We start from the raw sequence: 23,597 nt of genomic DNA on the forward strand, positions 1-23,597 counted from the left end.
AGGGGTCACAACCTGTGGCTCTATTAACCTAGACAGCAAGGAGTATGAACCGCAACGGTGAATAAGAAGCATAGGTCTCAATTAAAATAGGAACGGAGGACGGATGTATTGAGAAGTGAACCAGAAATGATGAATATCCTTATAAAGTTTGCTATGAACGATAAAAGAATACGATTGGTCACGATGGAAGGATCACGTACAAACTTCAATATTCCTCCTGATTCATTTCAAGATTATGATATTTCTTACTTTGTAACAGATATGGATTCTTTCAAGGAAAGTGATCAATGGCTCCACGTGTTTGGGGATAGGCTTATGATGCAAAAACCCGAGGATATGGAACTTTTTCCATCAGAACTAGGTAACTGATTTTCATATATCATTCTTTTTGAGGATGGAAATAAATTAGATCTGACACTGATCCCTATAAACGAGGTAGAGGATTATTTTACGAATAGCGATGGTTTAGTTGAGGTTCTGCTCGACAAGGATGTGCTGATCCAAGAGGAAGTGATCGCAAATGACCATCAATATTGGATTAAAGAGCCCACGGCAAAGGAATTTGATGATTGCTGTAATGAGTTTTGGATGGTTTCAACTTATATCGTAAAAGGATTGGCGAGAAAAGAAATCCTGTTTGCTATTGACCATTTGCACGAGATAGCACGACCTAATTTGCTGCGAATGATGGCTTGGAAGATTGGCTCAGAGCAAGGGTACACCTTTAGCGTAGGAAAAAACTATAAATTTATAAATCAGTACCTTCCTAATGAAGATTGGGAAAGTTTACTATCCAGTTACTCTGAAAATGGCTATCGAGAAATGTGGGAGTCTTTACTTACTTGCTATGCATTGTTTAGAAAATACGCTAAGGCTGTGGCCAGAAGTTTGGAGTATGAGTATCCAGATTACGATGAAGCCATCACTAGGTATACTGCAAATATTTATAATTCATTGAATTGAACGATGTAATAACCGCCTTTTTAAAGGGCGGTTATTTTTTTGTTTGCACATCAACAATGAGATTAAACGCATTTTTAATATAAGAACAAACGTTCGCAAAATACCGCCTAACTTCATCCCTAGTCTCTACTTTTATCGTCCATTTCCCCGGCAACGCATTCGTTATAAGGGTGTAAGATTATATCATCGGGAATCAAGACAAGAGGACATACCGAAGACACACACCGTCAAACGTTAGCCGGCCAATAGGGCCGGTTTTTTCATGCGGTCATCGTCTTTGTCACTTCCCGGGAATTCGATGTATAGAAAGGAGGAGTCGTGTTGCCTAAGCAAGGGATGCTGCAATGCATGAGTACAAGGCTACGCCGGCTGAGAGCATGGAAGTGGAAAAAAGCCTGGCTAAACAGCCACAGCATGCGAGCACAGGATACGCAAGGGTGGCATGCCACAGGATGAGACAAGCCTTTAAGCAAAAGCTCATAGACATTATTCCGGCGCTGCAAGGGCGTGTATACGATGTTCAACCCCCGTCGCAGACGGCAGAGGAGCCGTATGCGGTTATGGTGCTGGGCGAGGAAATCTGGAAGTCTTCCTGGGCCGGTTACCGGCAGGTTGTCCGCATCAAGCTGTACGCAGGACAAGCGGGGCTGGCGCAGGCCGATGTATGGGCGAATACCCTGATTGCCGGACTGCACCGAGCATCGGTGACAGGTAAAGGTGAGGACACGTCTGCTTTTACCGCGCACTATTTGGGCGTGCGGGATGCAGAAATGCTGGACACGGTTACGGGCAAGGCCTATAGAACGCTGCGTTTTGGCGTGTATGTGCCTGAAACAGAAGGTGGATCGGCCGCTTCAGCACCTGATGCAGCACAGCCGGAAGAATGGCTGGCAGCACTGGTCGGCTGGACGCAGAAGCAACTGGGCGAATTGTGGTCGGTATACGCCGACGCATGGCCCGCACAGCCGGGAAGCCACGCGGTATTATGGCGGCTGAGCGGCTGTGAAACCCGGATGGCAGGAGCCTCCATGTATGAGCTCCGCAAACGGTTCATCGGGCATATCACTGCCCCGGTCACCACCGAAGAGAACCGCGCAGCTTCCGCGCTGGTCGAAGGCTTTGCCGCTCAAATCCAGCTTCCTCTGGAGCAGGACAAGGGCCGTTATATGTCTACGGCTGAAGCCTCAGCCGATTTGCAGGCGGATGCCATTTTAGACGGTCAGCTTCGGCTGACGCTGGTACAGCGGCGTATGCGTCCGGCTGAGGAAGCGGCATTGATTCGCAGAGTGGAAATTCATCCTATTTTGAAATGAGGTGGTCCGAGTGACCTTGGAAAGCCATGAGAAGACCCCGCTACATAGCGGGCAGGAAGCAAGTGGCCCACGCTATACGCTAGAGGAACTAAAGGAACACGCAGAACAATTATTTTCTGTAAAAGTAGAAGTGCTGGCAGGCGCCTTTTTTGGCACACAGGACAAGCTATTTACGGTAGCAGAAGCACACACTAAAATCGAACAATTTATGAAAGCGAAGGTGGATTAATTATGGCAGGCGGAACATGGGAAAACACGAATAAACCGGTATTACCGGGTTTGTATATGAATTTTCAGGCAGCAGCAGCTTCAGCGATTCAAGGTGGATCACGTGGTACGGTCGTTGTACCCATCAAGGCGAATTGGGGCCCTGTACGTGAGTTTGTAGAGGTGGGTAGCGAAACGGCTATTAGCCAAATCTTCTCCGGCGACAGTGAGAACGGTGCGACAGCATATTCCACGTTGTATCTGGCTTTGCTGGGCGGTCCGAAAAAACTGCTCGCTTACCGATTGGCAGATGACACGGCTGCTGAAGCGTCTGTAACACTAAAAAGCGGTGGCGAGACCCCGACCGACGTGCTGCGTTTGAAGGCTTTGTACACAGGTAGCCGCGGTAATGGTTTTGCCGTAACGGTACAGCCAACTTTGGGCGACGAGCAAGCTCGTGAGGTGCGCCTCTATGAAGGAACCAAACTGCTGGGTACGTACAAAGGCAGCGACGGTACGGCTGCTTCGATTGCCAAAGCGCTGAACGAAAACAGCGAAAACGTATGGGTGAAAGCTGAGGTTGTCGGCGAAGGCGGCATTCCAGCGGATGTCAGCGGCGTACATCTGACAGGTGGCAATAGCGGCAATAGCAAGCTGGTTAATGCCGATTACATCGCCATGCAGGAAGCATTGGAAGGACAGGAGTTTAATGTGCTGGCCCTGGATTATGCAGCCGATCTGGCTTTGCTGCAAAGCTTTGCTGCCTGGATCAAACGTGTCCGGAATGAAGGCAAAGGCGTCATCGCTGTATTCGGCGGTTCTGCGGCAGATGATGTGTCCAAAACGGCTGTCAGCTTGGCTTCTGCACGTTCTTTGGCACTGAACCATGAAGGCATCGTAAACGTGGGCACAGGCGTACGTCTGGCAGGTACGGACTACAGCTCCGCCCAAACGGCTGCCTATGTAGCCGGACTGATCGCAGGCCAACGGTTGAACCAATCCGCAACGTATGCGGTTACGCCTTTTGAGGATGTAACCCGCCGCTGGACACGTTCCGAGCAGGAACAGGCTGTCCGTAACGGGGTGTTCCTCCTGTTCTTCGATGGCCGTCAGGTCAAAGCGCTGCGTGGAATCAACAGCTTGGTGAACCCGTCTGCCGGACAAAACAATGCGTGGAAGAAAATCCGTTCCATCCGTGTCATGGATGCCATTAACGCTGACTTGCAGCGTGCAGCCGAAGAGACTTACATTGGCAAAATCAACAACACAGTAGAAGGCCGTCTGGCACTCATCGGTGCGATCAAAGAATACCTGGCACAGCTGTCGCTGAGCAACGTGATCGAGGCGGATGGCTACGATGTCATTCTCGATCCGGCTTACTACGGTGATGCGCCAGTCATCAAACCGGAGCCGGATCAAGTGTTCCTGCAATGGAATGTGAAGCTCACCGACGTGATGGAGCAGCTGTTCGGCACATTTTACGTGCAATAAATAAGCATTTTACGCGCCTAAGCATTTCGGTGGCGATCAGTAGGATTAAGGTAGCTTTTTAACAACGAGGATTTTGTGGAATCCCGAACTATATTATGAATTATTTTGAGGAGGAAAAAGAAATGTTGGATGCTTCAAGAGTTATTTTAGGTACGTTTGGTCAGGCGCATGTGGATGGGGTGTGGCAGACGAATATCAATAAGCTGGAAGCCAGCGTGGAAATGGAAAAACGCGAGCTGAATCTCGTGGGCAATGAGTGGAAGGTGCATAAGCGCGGCATCAAAAAAGGGACGGGGACGATGAGTGGCTACAAAGTTACGTCCGATATGATTCGTCGTGGTTTTAATCGTTTTGAGATTATTACGAAGCTGGATGATCCAGAAGCTTTTGGACATGAAAGTATTCGTCTCATCCGTTGCACTGCTGACAAAATCCAGCTAGCCAACTGGACAGCAGGCGAGGAAGTACAGGAAGAAACGACCTTCACCTTCGAAGGCTATGAGCTGCTGGATCCGATTGTAGCGAACTAAATTGGTTAACGGGGAATTGGGATGCTGTCAGGTGTCCCGTTCCCCAAATGAAAATAAGAATTTGTGAAAATCTGAAATTAACAATAAGGGAGAATGACCTATGAGTTTGAATGAGAATATGACAGAAGAACAAATTTTGGACAGTCTGTTTGAAGCCGCTGAGAAACTACCGGAAGAAACGGTTCGTATCAAGCGCCTCGATATGAAAATTGTACTGCACGGACTGACCTCTAGTAAGGTGGACAGCATTCGTGAGCGTTGCATGATTCGCCGAACCGTGAAGGGTGCTGTAGACGAAAAGGTAGATACCGAAACGTTCAACGCCTTGTTGATTTCGGAAGCCACCGGAAAGTTGGAAGTGAAGGGCCTGTCCCTTAATGGTTGGGGAGATCCCCGGATTACAAGCCGCTTGAAGCTGTCCGGTGGCGAACAGTCTGTCCGCCGTATGCTGCTGGCGGGTGAACTGGATGCAGTGGGAGATAAAGTGCTGGAACTGTCCGGTTTTGGCGTTGAGATTGCTGATCTAAAAAACTAATCGGCTCCGGGGGAATGACGACGATGCTGTACCACTTGTGGGTCCGGCACCACCTTCGTCCCGGAGACTTTTGGCGGCTTCCCCGCGGTGAGCGCATGCTGCTGCTGGCGTTTGCCGAACAGGAAATGGATAACATAGCAGCTTCAAAAGTATAAACAAGGAGGTGAACATGATAGATGGCAGAAGCATTAAATTACCGCATGAACCTTGTGATTGATCCTAAAAACGTCATTAAGGCGAACAGAGAATTGCGCGCAATGGAACGCTATTTTGAGCGAATTCAAGGACGTGTTTTGAAAATCGGCCGCACTCGCATGGCCCCGGAAATTGTGCTGAACGATATGGCTTCCAAAGGCTTGGATAATCTGTTGAACAAGATTAACCGGGTTAAATCTCAGATTATTAATGCCTCTGGGAATGTGAATGTGAAGGTAAATAGCGGCACTGCTAAAGCAGACCCGGTCAAGTCTGATAACAATCTGAGTACGGTTTTGAAAGCAAATACTACTGCTGTAGAGGCCAATACGAAGGCTATTGCGGATTTGAGTACTAAGTTGGGATCTGTGACACCAGCTGCAGAGAAAAAAGAAGAGCCTAAGACGGTTTGGGGGAAAACAAAGGATTTTTTTGGTAATCTCAAAAAAATTGGTGGGGGAATAAAAAACTTATCTGAAGCACCTTCAACGGGTAAAAAAGCATTGAAAGCAGGGAAAAAATTATTTACTCGACCTGTTGGAGCAACTACTGGAGATAAGATTAAAGATGTTGCCAAAAAGGCTTATTCTTTTGGGAAAAATAGTGGGGACTTCATGGAAAAAGTAGGTGGAGGATTCTCAGATCTCTTTGAAGGTGGAGAGGGGATGTTTGGAATCTTTAAAGGTGGTGGTAGTACTGCCACAGCCGCTTCTAGTGCCGCTTCCAGCCTTGTAAACCCTAGCACAGTAGCTGGTGCAGCAGAAGAAGCAGGATCAGGCTTGTTCAAAAACCTTTTAAAAGGCGGTGCGAAAAAGCTACTGGGTCCTTTAAGCTATGGGATGGATATTATGAACATCGCACAGGCTACCTCTGGTAAAGAACGTGCAGAAGCTATTGGTTCTACTGTAGGCGGGACTGCTGGTTCTGCAATAGGCGGTGCTATAGGTTCATTTTTGCTTCCGGGTATTGGTACTGTAGTTGGTTCTCAACTTGGAAGCATGGCGGGAGATTTTGTTGGAGGAAAAATTGGCGGCTTAGTCTCAGATTATGGTCCAGCTATGATGGAAAAGGCAAAGTCCGCTGGTAAACTTCTTGGAGAAAAGGCTTCCCAGGTCAAAGGTTGGCTTTCAGATAAGGCTGGAGACTTTGGTAAGAGCTTTTCTGATTTCTTTTCTTTCGGTAAAAAAGACGAACCTAAAAAAGAGCCAACTAAGCCACCTGAAGTTCATAAACCTTCAATCCCACCTAATTCAAATATAGGTGCGTCTCTTAAGCCCTTAGCAACTATGCCGCCTTTATATAGTGCATCCGCATTCGTGCCTCCACAACCGGGCGCCAAAGGCGTTCCTAATCCTTACGGACCGATGGCTATCGCTAACCAAGGGGTAAACCCAAGCCCAATGTTGAATACTGCGGCGCATGCTAACAATGGCGCCAAAGCTAAAGGTAAGGCCAACGGTAATCCCACTCCTCAAGTAGTACAGATCAGTCCTGAACAAATGGGAACATTGTCTGGCTTTTTGAAGGATTTTAAAACCGAAACCACCAATCAATTTAATCTTCCTGCGGGGGCTGTACAGGTCACTGTGCATGAGAACAAGCTGGATGTGGATGGTCTTATTACGCAGATTGGCTACCGCCTCAAAGCTGAAATTTTGCGTGCAACGCAGAATACCAAACCAACGGGCGCTGGAGCTATGTAATGCAGTAAATGGTAGCAGTAGGGAAGGAGGATAAAGATGGAATTTAGTTTGACGGATGGTAAGGGAAAAAAGTTTCAGTTTCCAGTAAATCCTGAGGAAGTAACGATTTCACGACAAAAGGGATTTGATACAACGACGATTTTATCCTATGGGGAGTTTGACTTTCCACAAGGGGAGAAGGTGAAGGAAATCTCCTTCTCTTCTTTTTTTCCGAAAGAATACAATCCAGCATATTGCACATATGAAGACATCCCTGATCCGCAGGAGGCCATGAACACGTTGAATGGCTTTTTGTTATCCAAGAGTCCGCTACGTTTTATCATTACGGAGACAGCTGTGAACGTACCCGTAATTGTAGCTTCTCATAATTCGACCTTTCGGGGCGGGGAATATGGGGATGTGAATTTTGATTTGTCACTGCGAACCTGGAGCGAAATGAAAGTAGCCAAAAAATCTGGTACCGGTTCGAAGTCTGTGACAGTCAACAAAAAGCCTCGCACGGATATGAAAGAAAAAAAGAAAACTTACACGGTTAAATCGGGAGATTCCTTGTCCAAAATTGCCAAGCTGGAGCTGGGAGACAGCTCGCAATGGAGTCGCATTTATCAGCTTAACAAAAAGACCATCGGGAAAAATCCGAATGCGATTAAACCGGGGCAAAAGCTGGTGCTGTCATGAGCTATAAAGTCATTTTACAGGATAAATATGATCTTTCGCCACTTGTGGAGAACATTAATTTAAGAGATTCGCTGGAGCAAATCGCCTATCAGGGGACGGTCAATTTGGTCGTTACGTCCGATATGCCGGTCATTTCTCCAGGGATGTCAATCCGGGTTAGTGGTATTCCTTATGGTAAAAAAGACTATGTTCCTTTGTTATCTCCAGCGGTGATCTGGGAAGTGGAAACCTCCAACAACGGGCTTAAACGTATGACGCTGACGCTATATGACCGTACGGTATATTTGGACAAGTCGGAGGATGAATATTTACTTCCTGCCAAGCAGACGGCTACCCAGCGTTTTCAGAAATATGCGAGGGATTGGAAGCTGAAAATCGCTTCTTTGCCAGACACAAAAAAGCAGCTTGGGCGCGCCGTATACCGGACGCAGTCCATTTATTCCATGATGCTGGGCGATCTGCGGGAGACGGCCAAGGCGGGCGGCAAGCTGTATCATCCACGTATGATTTCTTCCGGCTTGGAGCTGTACGAACTGGGCACGAACAAAGATGTATATGTTTTGGAGAAAGTGACCGATACGACACAATCCCGTACATTGGAAGGCGCAGCCACGAGAGTGAAGGTGCTGGCTACGGCGGCCAGTGAAACGGGGAAAGAGGTTCCTTCCAAGGTGATGGCGCTTGAGGAAAAGGATATTGCCAAATATGGAACACTTCAGGTGATCGTACAGGATGACGAGGTGAAATCGGGTGCGGCGGCACGTGAGTTGGCCAAAAGTAAGCTGAGAGGCATACAACAAACGATATCGGTAAATGCACCAGATATGAATACGATTCGAGCAGGAGACGCGGTAATGTTAGGGACCATGAAGCTGTTGGTGATTTCAGTAAGCAGGGAATTGGGCAACCCTGGAAGTATGTCGCTGGAGCTCGGAACGTATGACGATGTAAAAAGGAGGTTTTACCTTGAATAAGGACCCCTACGGGCATTTAGCCACTGCGCTGCAATCTTCATTTCATAAACACACCAAGCAAGCGCTTAGTGGAGTAGGTGCAGTATTAGGTACCATCACCTCCACAGGACTCAAGCTGGATGATTTTAAACATGAGCTTCAGGATTATCTAGTCGCCGAGCTGCCGGGGCTGCTATCTGTACCACGCCATATGTACAAAGGTACCTCAACCTCGGTGGAACCCGAAAATTGGGAGGGCAAAGAGCTGAAAACTTCCTTTTATATCGGGGAGGATGAGCTGGAGGATGTAAATCTGAGCCTGAACAAAGGACTTAAGCCCGGGGATCGTGTACTGGCGGTACGGGTGAATAGTGGTAACGATGTGGTGGTCGTGTGCAAGGTGGTGAATGGACGTGGCTAATTTGTTTCCCGAAACAGATGATATGATCTGGACAGACACAGATGTGACTGACCCGGATGTACTGGAGGATAACCGTGCTGTATTTGGGCGAAGCTGGAGATTTGATTTTGAAGCTGGGGAGTTTGTAATGAGCCCTAGCCGTAAAATCGTGACTACAGGCGAGAAAGAAGCTTGGGTACAGTGGTGTGAAAAAGCCATACGCACTCCTCGCTATCGTCATGTGATCTATTCGCCTGACTATGGAAGTGAGCTGGAGGAGCTGATTGGCAGCAGCTATGGGCACGGTGTGCAAGAAAGTGAAATTAAGCGCATGGTCACAGAGGCGTTGCTAGCAGATGCACGTACGGCTAGTGTGGATCAGTTCACGTTTCGCTGGGAAGGTGAGGCATGCTATTTTAGCTGCCAGATTACGAACGTGCGGGATGAGACAGAAATTGTGGAAAGTGTGGTGATCTAATGGCAGACTTGCCGGAATATTTGGTAGACCAGACGGAAGAGTCAATTTTAAATCGAATGCTGGAAAAAGTGCCTTCGGACATAGATAAGTCCGAGGGCTCTTTTATTTGGGATGCGCAGGCTCCAGTAGCATTTATGCTCTCTGAAGCGGCAATCTGGGCGCAGGAGCTGCTGCGTCGGGGGTTTGCCAGCACAGCAGCCAGTGATAACCCGGATTTTCGCTCGCCGGAACTGGATTTGCGGACAGCAGAGCATGGAGTGAAACGGCGGGAAGCCGTTGCTGCATCAGGTAAGGTCACGTTCAAGGGCACAGCGGGAACAATCGTTCCATCAGGAACGTTGGTGGCGACTCCGGCAGATGATGTATCTGGGGAAGCCTCCATTGAGTATGCGACCGCGACCTCAGTCACGCTGGATGAACAGGGTAGCGGGGAAGCGGCCATTCGGGCGGTCAATCCTGGACGTAGCGGCAACGTGCCAGCGGGTGTCATTCAGGTGATGGCTACTCCGATTAGCGGGGTTTCCTCCGTGATCAATACGGAGGAAACCAAAAGCGGCACAGACATTGAAAGCGACCAGCTGTTGCTGGAGCGTTTTTATGCCAAGGTGCGGAACCAGGGTACAAGCGGCAACAAGGCGCAGTATACCCAGTGGGCGAATGAGATTGCTGGAGTGGGTGGCGTAGAAGTTGTTCCACTCTGGAAAGGGCCAGGAACAGTGGGGTTATATGTGCTGGATACGGATAAACGCGCTGCCAGCCCGGAAATCGTGGCTGAGGTGCAGAAGTATATCGATCCGACCCAGGATGGGCAAGGCGAAGGGTTAGCACCAGCAGGTCCTGTGGTGACGATCATGCCAGCGGCAGAAGTGGAAATAAACATTTCGGTCAAGGTACAGCGCACCAAAGAGAAGCCGTCCACACTGGATGAAATCAAAAAGCTGATCGAAAACGGTGTGCGGACGTATTTGAAGCAGCTTGCTTTTTACAAGGCAGATCCATTGGTACGGTATACCCGGATTTCTGCTGTGCTGCTGGACATTCCGATTATTATTGATTTCTCTGAGCTGAAAATCAACGGACAGAGCAATCAGAATATTGAGATTGGATCAGGTCAGGTAGCCGTGCTGGGGACGGTGAGCGTCAGTGAGTAACAACGGAATAGACAGTTTTGAAGAGTTTTTGAATAACCCTGACGAGGGAAAACGTGTAAACCGTGGTGACACCTTTGCTAACCGGGTAGCAATAGCGAGAGATACAGTAAGCCAAATGAGCAGCGAGCGGGGACGCAAGCTGCTTTCCTATTTGCCTGCCTATTATGAAACCTCACGTGTGATGCGCTCCGATATGGATGCTAAAGGAAGCGAACTGGACGCCTTGTATCTTGCAATGGATGCAACGGTGGGACAGTTTTTCGTACGTACCGCCACCTGGGGGCTGGAACGCTGGGAAACGGAGCTAGGGATCGAAACCGATCTGGGGAAGCCGTTGGATCAGCGGCGCGCAGTGGTGGAATCGAAGCTGCGGGGGGCAGGGACTTTTTCAGGCAAGCTTGCCAAAAATGTAGCTGAGGCGTATGACGGAGGCACGGTAGATGTTACTTTTCACCCTACCGAATGGGGATTTACGGTCAAATTTATGGATACCATTGGGATTCCCCCCAACGTGGAGGACCTGAAAGCAGCCATTGAGGAGATCAAGCCCGCTCACATGGCAGTGGAGTACAAATTACGCTACCTGACCATTGCCGAAGTGGAGTCCATGACCTTCTATGAAAATGAACTTACAACACAGGATAGGTATTTAGGAGGTGGCGCATAACATGGCAAGCGAAAAAACACCGAATCTTGGTTTAAATCAAATTGACCGCACATCGCCCAAAACAACGTATTTTGATCTAGAGAAGTACTTGGATCAAAACTGGGGGGCTGTAGATGATTTTGCTGGTGACGTGAATGACGGTGTGAATGAGATTAGGAAGCGTTTGAATACAACAGAGCGTAAGGCGGTAACTTTGGAACCTGGGGTACAGATTGTTCATACGGAAAAGGCTGCGCCATTTTCGTTGACGGGGCTGAGCGGGCGTACGTTAGTGAATTTGTTGGGGCGGGCAGGCTCTTGTGACCGAATCGGCAGCCTTTTAGGTTGGGAAGCTGATCTTGCAGTTGAAACATCTAATAAGGCGCAGGGTGCAGGATCTATCAAGGTTACTGCAAAGAATGCCTCCGGTGTGTATAACGTGTATAGTACCGGATTGAAGTTTACTGGTGGAAGATACTATATCGCCCTAGCTGATGTTAAAAACATCAATGCTTCAAACAATATCTATGTAAACTTTTCAACAGGTGGTAATAAGGCCCTCAAGCAGTCAAAAGATCAAAGTCGATTCGTAACGATCTATACAAAATGTGCACCGACAAATGATACTGCGATAAACCTGGAAGTTTCATCGATTTCAACAGCAACTGGTCAAGCTTTTTATGCAGATGCTATTCGTCTTTATGAGGTCAGCGCTTCAGAATATGCTACCCTAGATAGCATGTCACCTGAACAAGTATCTACTAAATATCCATATGTAGACAGCATTATGCCTGTGCGTAATCCGTATGCGATTCGGTATGGCGAGAATTTATTGCCTAGCATTTATGAAGCTGAAAACAGCGTGACTGCAGGTTCAAAAAAAATTACTGCTCCATATGTCGCCACTATCACTAAAAGTACGGCGGGATATAGCTTGTATGCTTGGAACCTTCCTGCTACAGCTGGTAAAATTTATACTCTATCTATGAAAGTGTCAGTATCTAATATCGGCGGAGTCATTGGTGCAGGTGGATACTATAATATTCACGCGCTAGATGCTTACGGGAGTTACGTTGGAGAACCCTTAGACACTGGTCCATATGCAGTCGCTAACGGTGAGCATATTTTGTCACAGACGTTTACAACTCCTGCGGGGACATATGGATTGCGTATTATAGTTGGAGCGGACACAGGTGTTTTTGGTACGTTTGTCTTTTCAGAAATGATGCTTAACATCGGAAGCATTGCCAAACCATTCAAACCCCGTGAAGACTCCATGCTGGCATTACAAGCAGACCTGCATGCCGATCCTGTTACGGGCGAAAATGCTGATACGGTATTTGAGCGGGAGGGCCAATATTTTAAGTCTAAGAAGTGGAAAACCCTAGTGCTGGATGATAATCGGGAGTATGCATTTTACACATCGGTAATAGGGATTAAAACGGTAGGCTCACCAAACAACGGAATAATACCAGCCATAAATGGTACTGGGATATTTGTCAAGTTTGACGGCAAGGTTATTAAAGAATCGGATTATGCAACTGTAACTAGTCAATCTGACAGCCTCAATATAGGTTCATCGAGTAATAATGGCACGTACGATAATTTTCAAATAGGGGTGTCGGTTGCAGATAGCGGATGGGGAGACAGCTATATACCGACATCGGACGAAATTAAGGCGTATTTTAATGGTTGGAAGATGTATCTTGCGGGACAAGGGGATGTAAGCAAACCCTTTAATAACGAAGCAGCAGGCAAGGCGTGGTGCCCAATAGATTCAATTTATGTGGCTAACGGTACGCCATCTGCAACGTTTTTCGTTACAACATTACCAACAACAGATATAGCTTCCTTGGCATACACAAGGTATGGAAATTGGACAACGCAACAACTCACTTATCAGCTTGAGGCGCCTACTGTTGAACCTATCGTTAGCGAGGGACAGTTAACCTTTATGGAGGGTGAGAATCAGGTTGAAATCGGTACGGGAATTATACTACGTGAACGGTCAAAGGCTGTTTACACAAACGGGGCCTATTATATTAACGGTCGTACAGATGATCCGAGTATTTTAAAAAATAAAGTAAATAAAATCCTATCCGTCTATAAAGATGGTAAAAAAGATTTGTCATGGAGAACTGCTGCAGTTTCAGATCAATACCAATCCACCTATGGTAAAGAGCAAGTGTATACATTAGCTGCTAATTTCGATTTATCGTCGTCTTATAAAACTACCTACTTAATGTTTGATCGTTCACCCGTTGCCACCTTTATCGGAACTTACACAGCCAACGAAAAAACGCTTTTGCTTGACTTGGTGGATAGTGTTCAACAGAATAGTGCACTTTTATCGGTCGTTGAAAATGAGAGGAGAGAGCAAAAAAACACTTTAAAATGGATAGCACCTACGTTACTTAACGGATGGGTTAACTATGATAATACTCGTAGACCATTAGGCTACTGTAAGGATTCTCAGGGCTGGGTACATGTACAGGGATTTATTCGCGGAGGTGTCACTGCTTTTGGAACAAAGATATTTATGTTACCAGCCGGTTATGAGGCAGAAAGACCTATGGAGGTTGCGGCACTTTCTGCTGAAGGTAGTGTCCCTTATCCCTCAACTATATATGTAGGCGAGACCAGTATACAATGCGATAACGCAGTACACAATTCTTATTTGATACTTGATTTTAAATACCGTGCAAAATAAGGGGAGTGACCGAATTGAGAGCGGTTCCTAAAGTAAATCCAAACGGCCTCTATCTAGAGGATGAACTTGTGGACGATGCCTTTGTGGGAGTCGTCCCTTTTTATGCTTCATTAGAAACCATGAATCAGACTATGAAGGAAAAAAAACTTACTGGTTATATCGTAGGTATTCCAGTTCCACCGGGATTATACCAGCCCCATTTTGACATTCAATCCTGGCTAACCCATGAAGCGGAATATGATGAAAAATTGTTAGAAGCCCAGAAGATGAATGAGCAACTCAGCAAGGAATCTCAAGCTGCATTTCAGAAGCTACATGATGAATGGCAGAACATGCTGGAAAATGAACGTGGTGACGAGCCGGGATATCTTGCTCAGACATTTACAGCCCCAGAACGAAGAGATCCAACGACATTCTGGAGTGAAGGATTAAGTGGGGCAGCGATTAAAGAACTGACGCAAAAATCGGAACAACAGCTAAGTGAGACAGATCTATTGAAGCAGCGTATAGCAGATCTTGAATTAACTTTGACTCAGCTCATGCTTGGTAACACAGGAAATTAAACAAGTACTTACTCCTATTTAACTTCAAAAGACCTATTGAAAGAGGTGAAGTCATAACTATGACCGTTTTAACAGAGGCTCAGTTACGCATTTGTGCTCATGCCTGTATTACCCGCTATGATCGGGGAGAAGACCATGTAGCATCTATTATTGGAAGCTATGCTTTAAATGAACAACAACGTAAACAAGTGTTGGAAATGATTTTATCCCATCGTTCTGATCTGGAATTGGATAACGTAGAGAATTTACCATCTATGGAGGGTTCTAGTGCACAGCGAGAAACGGTTAAATGGTATAGCTCTATTTTCCGTAAGAAGACGGTATAGAGCACAGAGCAAAAATGCCTGTACTCAAAGGAGGAGTGAGTATGTATGAAAGAATGGATCTAATGTCCAGTTCGCGTGGACAAGAGCTATTCTCCTGTCTGCCAGCCTATTACGAAACCTCTCGCGTAATGTATGCAGATATGGATGCAAAGGGTAGCGAACTAGATGCTCTATATCTCGCGCTGGATGAAACATTGGCGCAATTTTTTGTTCGCACAGCCACTTGGGCGCTGGAAAGCTGGGAGATGGAGTTAGGTATCCCGGTCGATTTGGAAAAGCCGTTGGAACAGCGACGTTCTGTTGTGGAGTCGAAACTCCGTGGAAGCGGTAAATTTTCAGGAGACTTAGTACGGAAAATCATGAACTCTTTTGGTGTGGAAGGGAAAGTAGACTTTCATCCGATGGAATATAAGTTTGGTATAAGTTTTGAAAACCGTATTCCTGAAAATATGATTGATTTCAAAAAGATCATCGAGGATATTAAGCCTGCTCATCTTGCATTTTATATGAATAACAAAACTAGGCTTGCATTTCTTCATGAGAATGAAATGGTTTCTCGTATTCGATTACGTTCGAGAGCCCGCTTTTTTGGTGGGAAGCCATGGTACTTAGATGGTGTCGAGCTACTGGACGGGATAGCCTCTTTGTCCGGATGGACAGAGGAACCTATGCGATATTTCAACCGTACGAGACTAGTCATCAAGCATCGAATGGATCATCATCAGGAAGCCAACGTGAAAATTCGAAACCATTATTGGACATTAGATGGCAGCATGATGCTGGATGGGAGTCAGATGTTAAGCTCAACCGAGGAAGTCATTTCAATTTAAATATATAAAGAAATTATCTTAAAGATAGAAGGGATGATAAGTATGGCAGAACAAGTTCTGACAGTTACAACTGCTTACGCAAGGGAACAGATGGCACGTGCCCGCGCTGAAGGAGGAACACTGACAAAAGTGGTAAAAATGGCGTTTGGTAGTGGGGGTGTGGATCAAGCAGGGAAGCCACTGCCATTGGAGGGAACAGAACAGGTGTTGAGAAAGGAATTGGTTCAGAAGGATATTACCAATTCAGAATTCATTGCTCCTGCAACCATTCGGTATACCTGCTCACTGGCAGAAAATGAATTGGTGGGTGAGACTATTAATGAGCTTGCGTTGGTAGATTCGGCTGGTAAATTAACAGCTGTCCGTACGATGACTAATAAGGTCAAGGACAGTGATATGGAGTTTGTTTTCGAAATTGATGATATTTATTAAGGAGGATGAAGAAATATGAGCATACAACAACCACGCAGATTTGTTACTACCGACCAAGGACATGCGGACGTTCTGAATGTCCCCATTGATACTCTTTATGCAAACGATCAGGAATTGGCCGCGCAGGTTGAAAATATCAAAAAGGACCCGGCTGGAAACGGGATTGCTTCCAAGGAAGCGCTAGACAATCATGCCAGCAATACAGAGATCCATGTTACGGCAGCCAAACAAGCGGCCTGGAGCGCAGCAGAGGGAAATGCCAAGAAGTATACAGAGCAATATGCAGCTCCTAAGCAGCATAGTCACCCTGCATCAGATTTGCCTTCTGCGTCAACACAGGCGAGAGGGATTGTGCAGCTTAATACTTCCACAGGGAGTACAGCTACAGATCAGGCAGCTACGCCTAGTGCGGTAAAAGCTGCTAATGATCGAGCGAATGAAGCTTACAATCGGGCAGACCAAGCTTTTACACAAGCCAGTGATCTTAAATCAAAGATCGCTAACGCTATCACTGGCAAAGGCGGTAATGCCAACTCTGGTATGACCGGAGATCAGTTAGCGGCGGTAATAAGTGGATTATCCACCAAAAAATCTGCAAGTGGGAATTTTAATGGTCAGGTATCCGCAACATCTACTAATCCTTTGTTATCTTTAGCAATCTCAGGATTATCGTTTACACCTAGCATCGTATTGGTTAACATATCTATTTCCAGTAGTACTAGTGATTATAACGGTTATATCAGCAATCTTGCAGGTATTCGCACTTATAGAGGTGCAGATGCTTCTGTTTCTTATTCAGGAGTACCGGGTGGGTTTAATTTTAATATCAGTGCAACTGTTTATATATCTAACAATGTTAAAATACAAGCTTATCAATGGTATGCTTTCGAATAAGAACAGAGCTAAGTAACAACTAAATAATGCCACGCACCGCGTGTTTTAAATGCCCTTGGATTAACCGAGGGCATTCATTTTAAACCTAGATTCAAAAGGGGGAACAAACATGCATGAAAAGATCGATCAGATTTGGCTGGGGTTTTCCACGGGGACCTTGATCGGTTATTTTTTCGGGGGGTGGACTACAATGCTGACGTTGCTGTGGTGGATGGTCGTGATCGACTTTTTCACCGGATGGGCAGCGGCCTGGATTAATGGGGAGCTGAAAAGCCGCCAAGGATATTACGGTATTTTTCGCAAGGTTACCGTGTTTTTGCTCATTACGGTAGCCCATCTAATCGACGGTATTCTCGGGGATGCACACTATTTCCGGGATGCCGTCGTTTTCTTTTATTTAGCGAACGAGCTGTTGTCCATTATAGAAAATGTGGGCAGAATGGGAGTGCCGATGCCGGATATTTTGCGAAATGCGGTAGCCATTTTTGAGTCCAAGTCGAGTGGGGAAAAAATAAAGCCAACCGATCCTTCTGACAAGCAAAATAAAGCTTTATAAAGTGCTGACTGTCGCCATTACAAAAAAGGAAGACTACCTTTTCGCCCTTTTTCGGCGTAAAAATGGAAAAGCCCAGACCGTTTACTTGGTCCAAGCATATGGATAACAGAGACAGCGTGCTACAACATTATGAATGACAAGGAGGGAGCGCCTTATGCAAAATCGCATCCCTAATGCTGCCGAAGGCATTGACGTGTCCCGATATCAGGGAACGATTGATTGGAAACGCGTACGAGCCGATGGTAAATCGTTTGCATTTATTAAAGCAAGTCAAGGACAGCGTTACGTTGATCCAACATTTATCATGAATGCAAAAGGGATCAAGGCAGCCGGGCTTCTGCTGGGAGCTTACCATTTTGTAGATGCAACCAGTGTAAACGCAGCCAAAGGGGAAGCCAGACATTTCGCCGAGGTACTGGATCAGGTGGGAGGCGCGAAAGCGCTCGGCTTACCAGCGGTGATGGATTATGAAAACAATCCGGGAAAGCTTAGCTCGGCCGCGATTCATGAGATTGCGCTGGCATTTTTGACGGAATTTGAACGAGTAAGCGGCCGCAAGCCGATGGTATATACGGGCAATGCTTTTGCTGCCCATTTTAAAGACCCGCTGGGTAGTTATAATCTGTGGATTGCACGTTATAGTACACGACTCCCTAGTGATACCACAGCATGGAAGCGCTGGGATTTCTGGCAATACAGCGATAGTGGACGGGTTGATGGCATTCAAGGGCCTGTGGATCTGAATGTATATGCCGGAACAGAGGCCGAGCTACGCCAAGCATTTGCAGGAGAAGAGGGGGATGAGCCAATGACAGCAGAGGAAAAAGCGGCATTTAAGGCCCTGCAGCAGCAGATAGACGCCCTTGAAAACAGCAAAGATGTGCTCAAGCAAACTTTAAATGAACAGAGCGCGTATATTAAAAAGGTGGATCAGCGAGTAGCTGAACTGGAGGCGCGTCAGGCTATGCCTGTACCGGTCTGGGCCAAGGAAGCGGTAGCTGCCGCCGTTGCAGTTAATCCGGCAAGTCCGATTGTGGATGCGAAGCTGCCAAGCAGTTATGATTTTTATCGCTTACTGGTCGTGTTGAACCGTCTGGGTGTGTTTAAAAAAGCCAAATGATCTTCGAAAGAACTTATACACTGCCCATCCCACTTTTATATGAAATGAGTAAAGAAACTACGAGCGAAGCCTAAATAGACAGGCGGTTAAATGCAGCCGCCTGCCCTTATGGTTAAGTGATGTTTTTTATGACCTCTGAATAGGTTGAATCCCAAAAAAAGGTAAATGGAAAATGCATCTTTACTCGAAAAGTAATTCAATATCCTCCTGACTAATCTGAGCGGTTTCAAAGTCCGAAGGAGTGAAATGAACATTCTGCTGACGAACGGTAAAATCAATGATCCGAATAATTGCTTGGACATACATATGCATAAATTCAGTTATACTTTCCTCTTCAAACATTTCTGTGCTGTACATCATATCGATCACCAATTGGTCGTTAACAATCAGGCTATTGACCTCGATGGCGGCTGTTAGATGATTGGCGTTGTCTACATTTTGACGGTCTGAAGTATCCCTATATACATAGTCTGAACTTTGACTTTCGTGATCGAATTGTCCCAGATAATTGAAGCGTATAGGACGAATGTCTGTATGCTTTTCAATAGCCCCTAGCATATATTTTAAGATGCCATAACCTATACCCTGATGGGGGACACGTCTTCGCAGGTCCTTGACATGTGCAAGGATACTGCCTATTTCTGTGCCCGGCATTTGAATACGTAAGGGATATAACGCAGTAAACCAGCCAACCGTTCTGGATACATCTATGTGATCTAGACTCCTTCCGTGATGCTCAACCTCATAAGTGAAATCGTCCAATCCGGTCCATTCCTTTACACTTAACGCCAAGGCAGCCAGCAGTAAATCTACAGGTTCGGTATGGTAAGCCTGAGACATCTCATGGAGCAGTTTGTGCGTTTGGACAGGAGACAGATGTTCTTCAACCACAGCGCATGAAGCATAGTTTACGGTAGCGGTTGGTAGGCTTGTGATAGATGCTGGAAAATAGCGGACTCCACCCTCTATTTCGCGCCAAAACTCTAGCTCTTTCCGTAGATCCGCAGTCGTGGAATAGTGATGGAGTTCTTGAGCAAAGGCTTGAACTGAGGCTGTTTTTCTTGGGAAATTTACCTCCTCATCTTCTTTTATAGCATGGTATGCATTCAATAAATCCTCCAATATAATTCTCCAGGAAACTCCGTCTACAACCAGATGATGGGCAGTGATGAACAGTTCCCGAGTTTCCTGTCCGTGATCGAATAGAGCTGCGCGGATAGGAAGACGGTGGGACAGATCGAAACCGGATTGCAGGTTATGCACCAGGTTATTGAATTCATGTTGCCGGGCCTCGGCTGAAATATGCATCATATCGTAACAATCCAGCTTGAACGAGACGGTGGCCAGTTCTGGATTATAAAATAACTTGCCATCAGGCTCCATGCTCATCCTTAAAGCATCGTGATGCTCGATCACCTTCTGAAAGGCCTTTTCCAAAGCGGAACGATCCATTTCGTTTTTCAGCAGAAGCATGATCGATTGATTATAGTGATGAGGATTGTGAAATGTCTGCGCCATAAACCAACTGGAGATAGGAGTGGGCAGAATTTCTCCGCTGGCTGGAGCTGAATCGTATAGCTGACGCTTTGGACGTGTATAATGAGCAAGCTCCGCGATATTGGGATGCGCTAAAATATCCTGTACGCCTATCTCCAGATCATAGTTATTTAATTTGGATGTCATTTGGATCGCCTTAATAGAGTCTCCGCCCAGTGCGAAGAAATTATCATGGATACCTATGTTAGCCATCTGGAATAGCTCTCCCCAAACCTGTACGAGAATATTTTCAACCTCATTATGAGCTTCCTCATATATGCTCGTTAATCCAGAGGACAAGTCTGGTACAGGAAGTTTACGCTTGTCGACCTTACCATTTGACGTAAGTGGTACGGTCTCGAGCCGGATTATATGGCTAGGCACCATGTAATGGGGAAGACAAGCATGTAAATAATTTTTGAGAAGCTCGGGAGAGACAGCAGCATCTGATACATAGTAGGCATACAACATAGGCTGGCTATTGTCTTCGTCCGATTCCACTACATTCACAACAACGTGCTGAATACCTTGATATGAGGATAGCGCGCCTTCAATTTCCCCCAGTTCGATACGAAAGCCTTTGATTTTGACTTGGTGATCTTTCCGGCCAAGGTATTCAATCAGGCCATTTTCCAGCCGTATTCCCAAGTCTCCGGTTTTATACATTCGTTCTCCTGGAACAAAAGGATTATCGAGAAATCTTTCTTTTGTGAGTTCAGGTCTATTCAAATATCCTCTCGCCACTCCGGGACCGGAAATGTAAATTTCTCCTTTTACCTGCATAGGAACAGGCTTTAAGTACGCATCCAGCACATATATAGCCACGTTATCAGAAGGTACGCCGATAGGAACGGATCTTCGGATATCTCGGTTCGAATCATAAATATGGATCATGCAGCCTACAACGGTTTCTGTCGGTCCGTACTCATTGTACAGAGTAACATTGCCACCAAATATGTCATGAACGTTCCGGGCAAGACTGACTTTGAAATCTTCTCCACCTACAATGAATTTGCGGACGTTCGATGTACGAATATTCGACTCTTGAAGAAGGGACAAATGGGCGGGAGTAAGCTTCACAATGGTTGTACGCTGGTCTTTCAGAATGCGAAACAATACAAATTCGCTGTAATCGTCATCCCTGTAGAGGCTCATGGCATGACCGCTGATTAATGGGGTGAATATGGAAGTGACGGTCAAGTCAAAGGCTATTGACGAATAACAGGCAAAGACCTCACGTGCGGCGGTAAAGTAGGTTTTATTCGCCCAATATATGTAATTCACAAGTCCCTTGTGGTGGACTGCGACTCCTTTAGGTTTGCCTGTAGAACCAGAGGTATAAATGACATAAGCGAGCTGGTCCGATCCGATTTTCGGCTCCAGATTGGAGTCATCACCATCGTACAGGGATGCATCATCCATACGATAGACTTCTCTGGAAAAAGAGATATCATCATCCAATGGTGCGTCGGTGAGCAGCAAGGCAGCCCCGGAATCCTCCAGCATAAAGCTAACACGGTCAGCTGGATAGTGTGGATCTATCGGCAGGTAGGCCCCGCCTGATTTCAATACAGCTAAGATCGAAATGATAAGTTCAAACGAATGCCCCGCCATGATTCCGACGATACTCTCTTGGCCAATCCCCCTACTTTTTAAAAACCTCGCCAGTTGGTTAGCTCGTTCGTTTAACTCACGATAGGTTAACGTTTGCTCTTCAAAGTAACAGGCAATTTCATTAGCTTTTTCAACGACCTGCTGTTCAAATAACTGAGTAATGGTTAGGGACGAAGGATAGGGGGAGTGAGTTTGATTCAGCTCATAGATTAGCTCATTGTGTTCCTGCGTAGACAGCATTTCAATTTCCGCAATCGGAGTGTATGGCTGCTCGATCATCTCGCGAATCATATGCATGAGATGCTCAAACATTTTGGCAATCTGCAGCTCGCTGAAAGTCTTCACTCTATAGTCAAAATCCAGCGTAATTTTTCCGCTCCCCTCCCAATCACGTATAACTAGCTGCAGGGCATAAGGCTGATAACCACTGAATACCTCCTGAACTTCATAGGGGCATCCATCAAATTGGGGACTAAATTTCATATTGTAATAATTAACACACATATCAAACAGACCGTTATATCCTTTTTGGGCAAGCTCCAAACCACCAGCCAGAAGATCATACGGATATTTTTGATGAAAGTAAAAATTCATTAGCTCTGTTCCCACCTGCTTCATCCAGGAGTAGGCATCTAAAGCTTCATCCACTTGGATACGAAACGGCATTGTGCTGGTGAACATGCCAAACGTATTTTTTTGTTTTTTTCCTGATCTGTTCAGGACAGGTGTCCCGATGACTACATCGGTTTCTTGAGTCGTTCGGTAGATGTAAAGCAGAAGGGCGGATACGAATAACACATTTACAGAAAGCTTGGAGCTTTGGATAAAATTCTGGATGATGCGAGAGGTTTCGCTATCGATGGCAAAGGATGAGCGAACGGCCGAAATATCTTTACTTTTGTTGATGGGTATCATATCAGGTAAGGTTTGAAACTTTTCATTCCAGAACATTTTATTTTTGATAAAACGTTCAGATGCTAGATAGGCTTGTTCTTGATCAATGATAGGTATGTAGGAATATTCTTCATCAGCAGGGAGAGGACGGTGGTTGACTAGTAGAGTATAATACTGCGAAATTCGTTCCGACACGATATGTAAAGCCCAACCGTCTGCAATAATATGATGAAATTTACCCAAATAACCAACATCATCAGGTCCCAGCCGAAAGATAACAAAAGAATATAGTTTGGAGTTCAACAGAGGCATCGCTTGTCCGCTCACGACCTTCAGCCATTGTTCAAAATGCTGTACAGGATCAGTCTCATGACTAAAATCGAGATATTCGATATTCTCCTTTTCATAGGGCTTAACGTATTGTACGGGTTCTCCATCTTGCTCTTCGATCCGGATACGGAGGCCTTCAGTTTTGGAAATGAAGAGCTGAATCGCATTCTCCAGTGCATCAAGCTCGAGTTCCTTTTGAATGCGTACTAGTCCGGTCAGATTATGCATGGCCGTCGTACCATGTATTTTTTCGTTATACCAAATCCTTTTTTGAGCATGCGTTAATGCATAGAACATACATTAGCCTCCTTATACATGCAGATTTTGAAAAACGTAGAGTCTACATAAAAATGATGCTATCCGACCAAATAAAAACAATCAAGCAGAAAAATTGTATTTTTATGAGGAAAATAAAACAGATTTTCGACAATTGTATACCAATTTAAACATACGAGTTCCCTTTAAAAGGTTTTTGTAGGTTTACTAGGGAATTTCGAAAAAGTGTGAATTAACTCACTACATCCGAACGGGATGAAATGTTAAGGTGTT

22 protein-coding genes and 1 pseudogene are annotated in these 23,597 nt (G+C 45.9%); 22 read left to right on the forward strand and 1 reads right to left on the reverse strand.

Going from position 1 to position 23,597, the window contains the following annotated elements; all coding sequences use genetic code 11:
- Positions 1-108: 108 nt before the first annotated feature.
- From ant(6) to ACH59B_RS05860, 22 genes and pseudogenes are all read left to right on the forward strand, one after another.
- Positions 109-963, forward strand: a pseudogene (ant(6), locus tag ACH59B_RS05755) (aminoglycoside 6-adenylyltransferase).
- Positions 964-1,307: 344 nt separating this feature from the next.
- Positions 1,308-2,276 (forward strand): hypothetical protein, encoded by a 969-nt coding sequence (locus tag ACH59B_RS05760; protein WP_017426411.1) that lies wholly within the window; start codon positions 1,308-1,310, stop codon positions 2,274-2,276.
- 10 nt (positions 2,277-2,286) lie between these two features.
- Positions 2,287-2,505, forward strand: coding sequence for a hypothetical protein (locus ACH59B_RS05765; RefSeq protein ID WP_016821321.1), 219 nt, complete (start codon positions 2,287-2,289; stop codon positions 2,503-2,505).
- A 2-nt stretch (positions 2,506-2,507) separates the two neighbouring features.
- Positions 2,508-3,974: a phage tail sheath family protein gene (locus tag ACH59B_RS05770; RefSeq protein WP_031463044.1), complete on the forward strand. Its 1,467-nt coding sequence runs from the start codon at positions 2,508-2,510 to the stop codon at positions 3,972-3,974.
- A 122-nt stretch (positions 3,975-4,096) separates the two neighbouring features.
- Positions 4,097-4,504, forward strand: coding sequence for a phage tail tube protein (locus tag ACH59B_RS05775; protein ID WP_016821317.1), 408 nt, complete (start codon positions 4,097-4,099; stop codon positions 4,502-4,504).
- A gap of 100 nt (positions 4,505-4,604) precedes the next feature.
- Positions 4,605-5,039, forward strand: coding sequence for a phage tail assembly chaperone (locus ACH59B_RS05780; RefSeq protein ID WP_016821316.1), 435 nt, complete (start codon positions 4,605-4,607; stop codon positions 5,037-5,039).
- A gap of 23 nt (positions 5,040-5,062) precedes the next feature.
- Positions 5,063-5,194, forward strand: coding sequence for a hypothetical protein (locus tag ACH59B_RS05785; protein ID WP_016821314.1), 132 nt, complete (start codon positions 5,063-5,065; stop codon positions 5,192-5,194).
- 21 nt (positions 5,195-5,215) lie between these two features.
- On the forward strand, positions 5,216-6,937 hold the full coding sequence (locus tag ACH59B_RS05790; protein WP_039276888.1) for a hypothetical protein: 1,722 nt from the start codon (positions 5,216-5,218) through the stop codon (positions 6,935-6,937).
- Between the two features lie 36 nt (positions 6,938-6,973).
- Positions 6,974-7,615, forward strand: a complete 642-nt coding sequence (locus ACH59B_RS05795) for a LysM peptidoglycan-binding domain-containing protein (protein WP_025364227.1) — start codon at positions 6,974-6,976, stop codon at positions 7,613-7,615.
- Positions 7,612-8,589, forward strand: coding sequence for a hypothetical protein (locus tag ACH59B_RS05800; protein WP_045244110.1), 978 nt, complete (start codon positions 7,612-7,614; stop codon positions 8,587-8,589). Before ACH59B_RS05795 ends, ACH59B_RS05800 begins: the two co-directional genes overlap by 4 nt.
- Positions 8,582-8,989 carry a hypothetical protein gene (locus ACH59B_RS05805; RefSeq protein ID WP_045244109.1) on the forward strand — a complete coding sequence of 136 codons (408 nt, stop codon included), beginning with the start codon at positions 8,582-8,584 and terminating at the stop codon, positions 8,987-8,989. Before ACH59B_RS05800 ends, ACH59B_RS05805 begins: the two co-directional genes overlap by 8 nt.
- Positions 8,976-9,446, forward strand: a complete 471-nt coding sequence (locus tag ACH59B_RS05810) for a DUF2634 domain-containing protein (RefSeq protein WP_016821304.1) — start codon at positions 8,976-8,978, stop codon at positions 9,444-9,446. Before ACH59B_RS05805 ends, ACH59B_RS05810 begins: the two co-directional genes overlap by 14 nt.
- Positions 9,446-10,597 carry a baseplate J/gp47 family protein gene (locus ACH59B_RS05815; RefSeq protein WP_404303490.1) on the forward strand — a complete coding sequence of 384 codons (1,152 nt, stop codon included), beginning with the start codon at positions 9,446-9,448 and terminating at the stop codon, positions 10,595-10,597. The genes ACH59B_RS05810 and ACH59B_RS05815 overlap by 1 nt, the downstream gene beginning before the upstream one ends.
- Positions 10,590-11,264 carry a putative phage tail protein gene (locus ACH59B_RS05820; RefSeq protein WP_045244107.1) on the forward strand — a complete coding sequence of 225 codons (675 nt, stop codon included), beginning with the start codon at positions 10,590-10,592 and terminating at the stop codon, positions 11,262-11,264. The genes ACH59B_RS05815 and ACH59B_RS05820 overlap by 8 nt, the downstream gene beginning before the upstream one ends.
- Before the next feature lies 1 nt (position 11,265).
- Positions 11,266-13,953, forward strand: a complete 2,688-nt coding sequence (locus ACH59B_RS05825; RefSeq protein WP_123796859.1) for a hypothetical protein — start codon at positions 11,266-11,268, stop codon at positions 13,951-13,953.
- Positions 13,954-13,967: 14 nt separating this feature from the next.
- The gene (locus ACH59B_RS05830; protein ID WP_045244105.1) at positions 13,968-14,516 is read left to right on the forward strand and encodes a hypothetical protein; all 549 of its coding nucleotides are present in this window, start codon (positions 13,968-13,970) and stop codon (positions 14,514-14,516) included.
- Between the two features lie 59 nt (positions 14,517-14,575).
- The gene (locus tag ACH59B_RS05835; RefSeq protein ID WP_017426422.1) at positions 14,576-14,842 is read left to right on the forward strand and encodes a hypothetical protein; all 267 of its coding nucleotides are present in this window, start codon (positions 14,576-14,578) and stop codon (positions 14,840-14,842) included.
- A 41-nt stretch (positions 14,843-14,883) separates the two neighbouring features.
- Positions 14,884-15,672, forward strand: a complete 789-nt coding sequence (locus ACH59B_RS05840) for a putative phage tail protein (protein WP_017426423.1) — start codon at positions 14,884-14,886, stop codon at positions 15,670-15,672.
- 42 nt (positions 15,673-15,714) lie between these two features.
- Positions 15,715-16,104: a phage tail protein gene (locus ACH59B_RS05845; protein WP_017426424.1), complete on the forward strand. Its 390-nt coding sequence runs from the start codon at positions 15,715-15,717 to the stop codon at positions 16,102-16,104.
- A 15-nt stretch (positions 16,105-16,119) separates the two neighbouring features.
- The gene (locus tag ACH59B_RS05850; protein ID WP_045244103.1) at positions 16,120-16,998 is read left to right on the forward strand and encodes a tail fiber protein; all 879 of its coding nucleotides are present in this window, start codon (positions 16,120-16,122) and stop codon (positions 16,996-16,998) included.
- A gap of 109 nt (positions 16,999-17,107) precedes the next feature.
- A complete protein-coding gene (locus tag ACH59B_RS05855) occupies positions 17,108-17,554 on the forward strand; it encodes a holin family protein (RefSeq protein WP_016821295.1) in 447 nt (148 codons plus the stop codon).
- 154 nt (positions 17,555-17,708) lie between these two features.
- The gene (locus ACH59B_RS05860; RefSeq protein WP_017426428.1) at positions 17,709-18,674 is read left to right on the forward strand and encodes a glycoside hydrolase family 25 protein; all 966 of its coding nucleotides are present in this window, start codon (positions 17,709-17,711) and stop codon (positions 18,672-18,674) included.
- Positions 18,675-18,854: 180 nt separating this feature from the next.
- Here ACH59B_RS05860 and ACH59B_RS05865 read toward each other — a convergent pair whose 3' ends face one another.
- Positions 18,855-23,345: a non-ribosomal peptide synthetase gene (locus ACH59B_RS05865; RefSeq protein ID WP_038978107.1), complete on the reverse strand. Its 4,491-nt coding sequence runs from the start codon at positions 23,343-23,345 to the stop codon at positions 18,855-18,857.
- Positions 23,346-23,597 lie beyond the last annotated feature (252 nt).

Source organism: Paenibacillus sp. DP01 (genome assembly GCF_044784315.1).
Taxonomy (GTDB): domain Bacteria; phylum Bacillota; class Bacilli; order Paenibacillales; family Paenibacillaceae; genus Paenibacillus; species Paenibacillus polymyxa.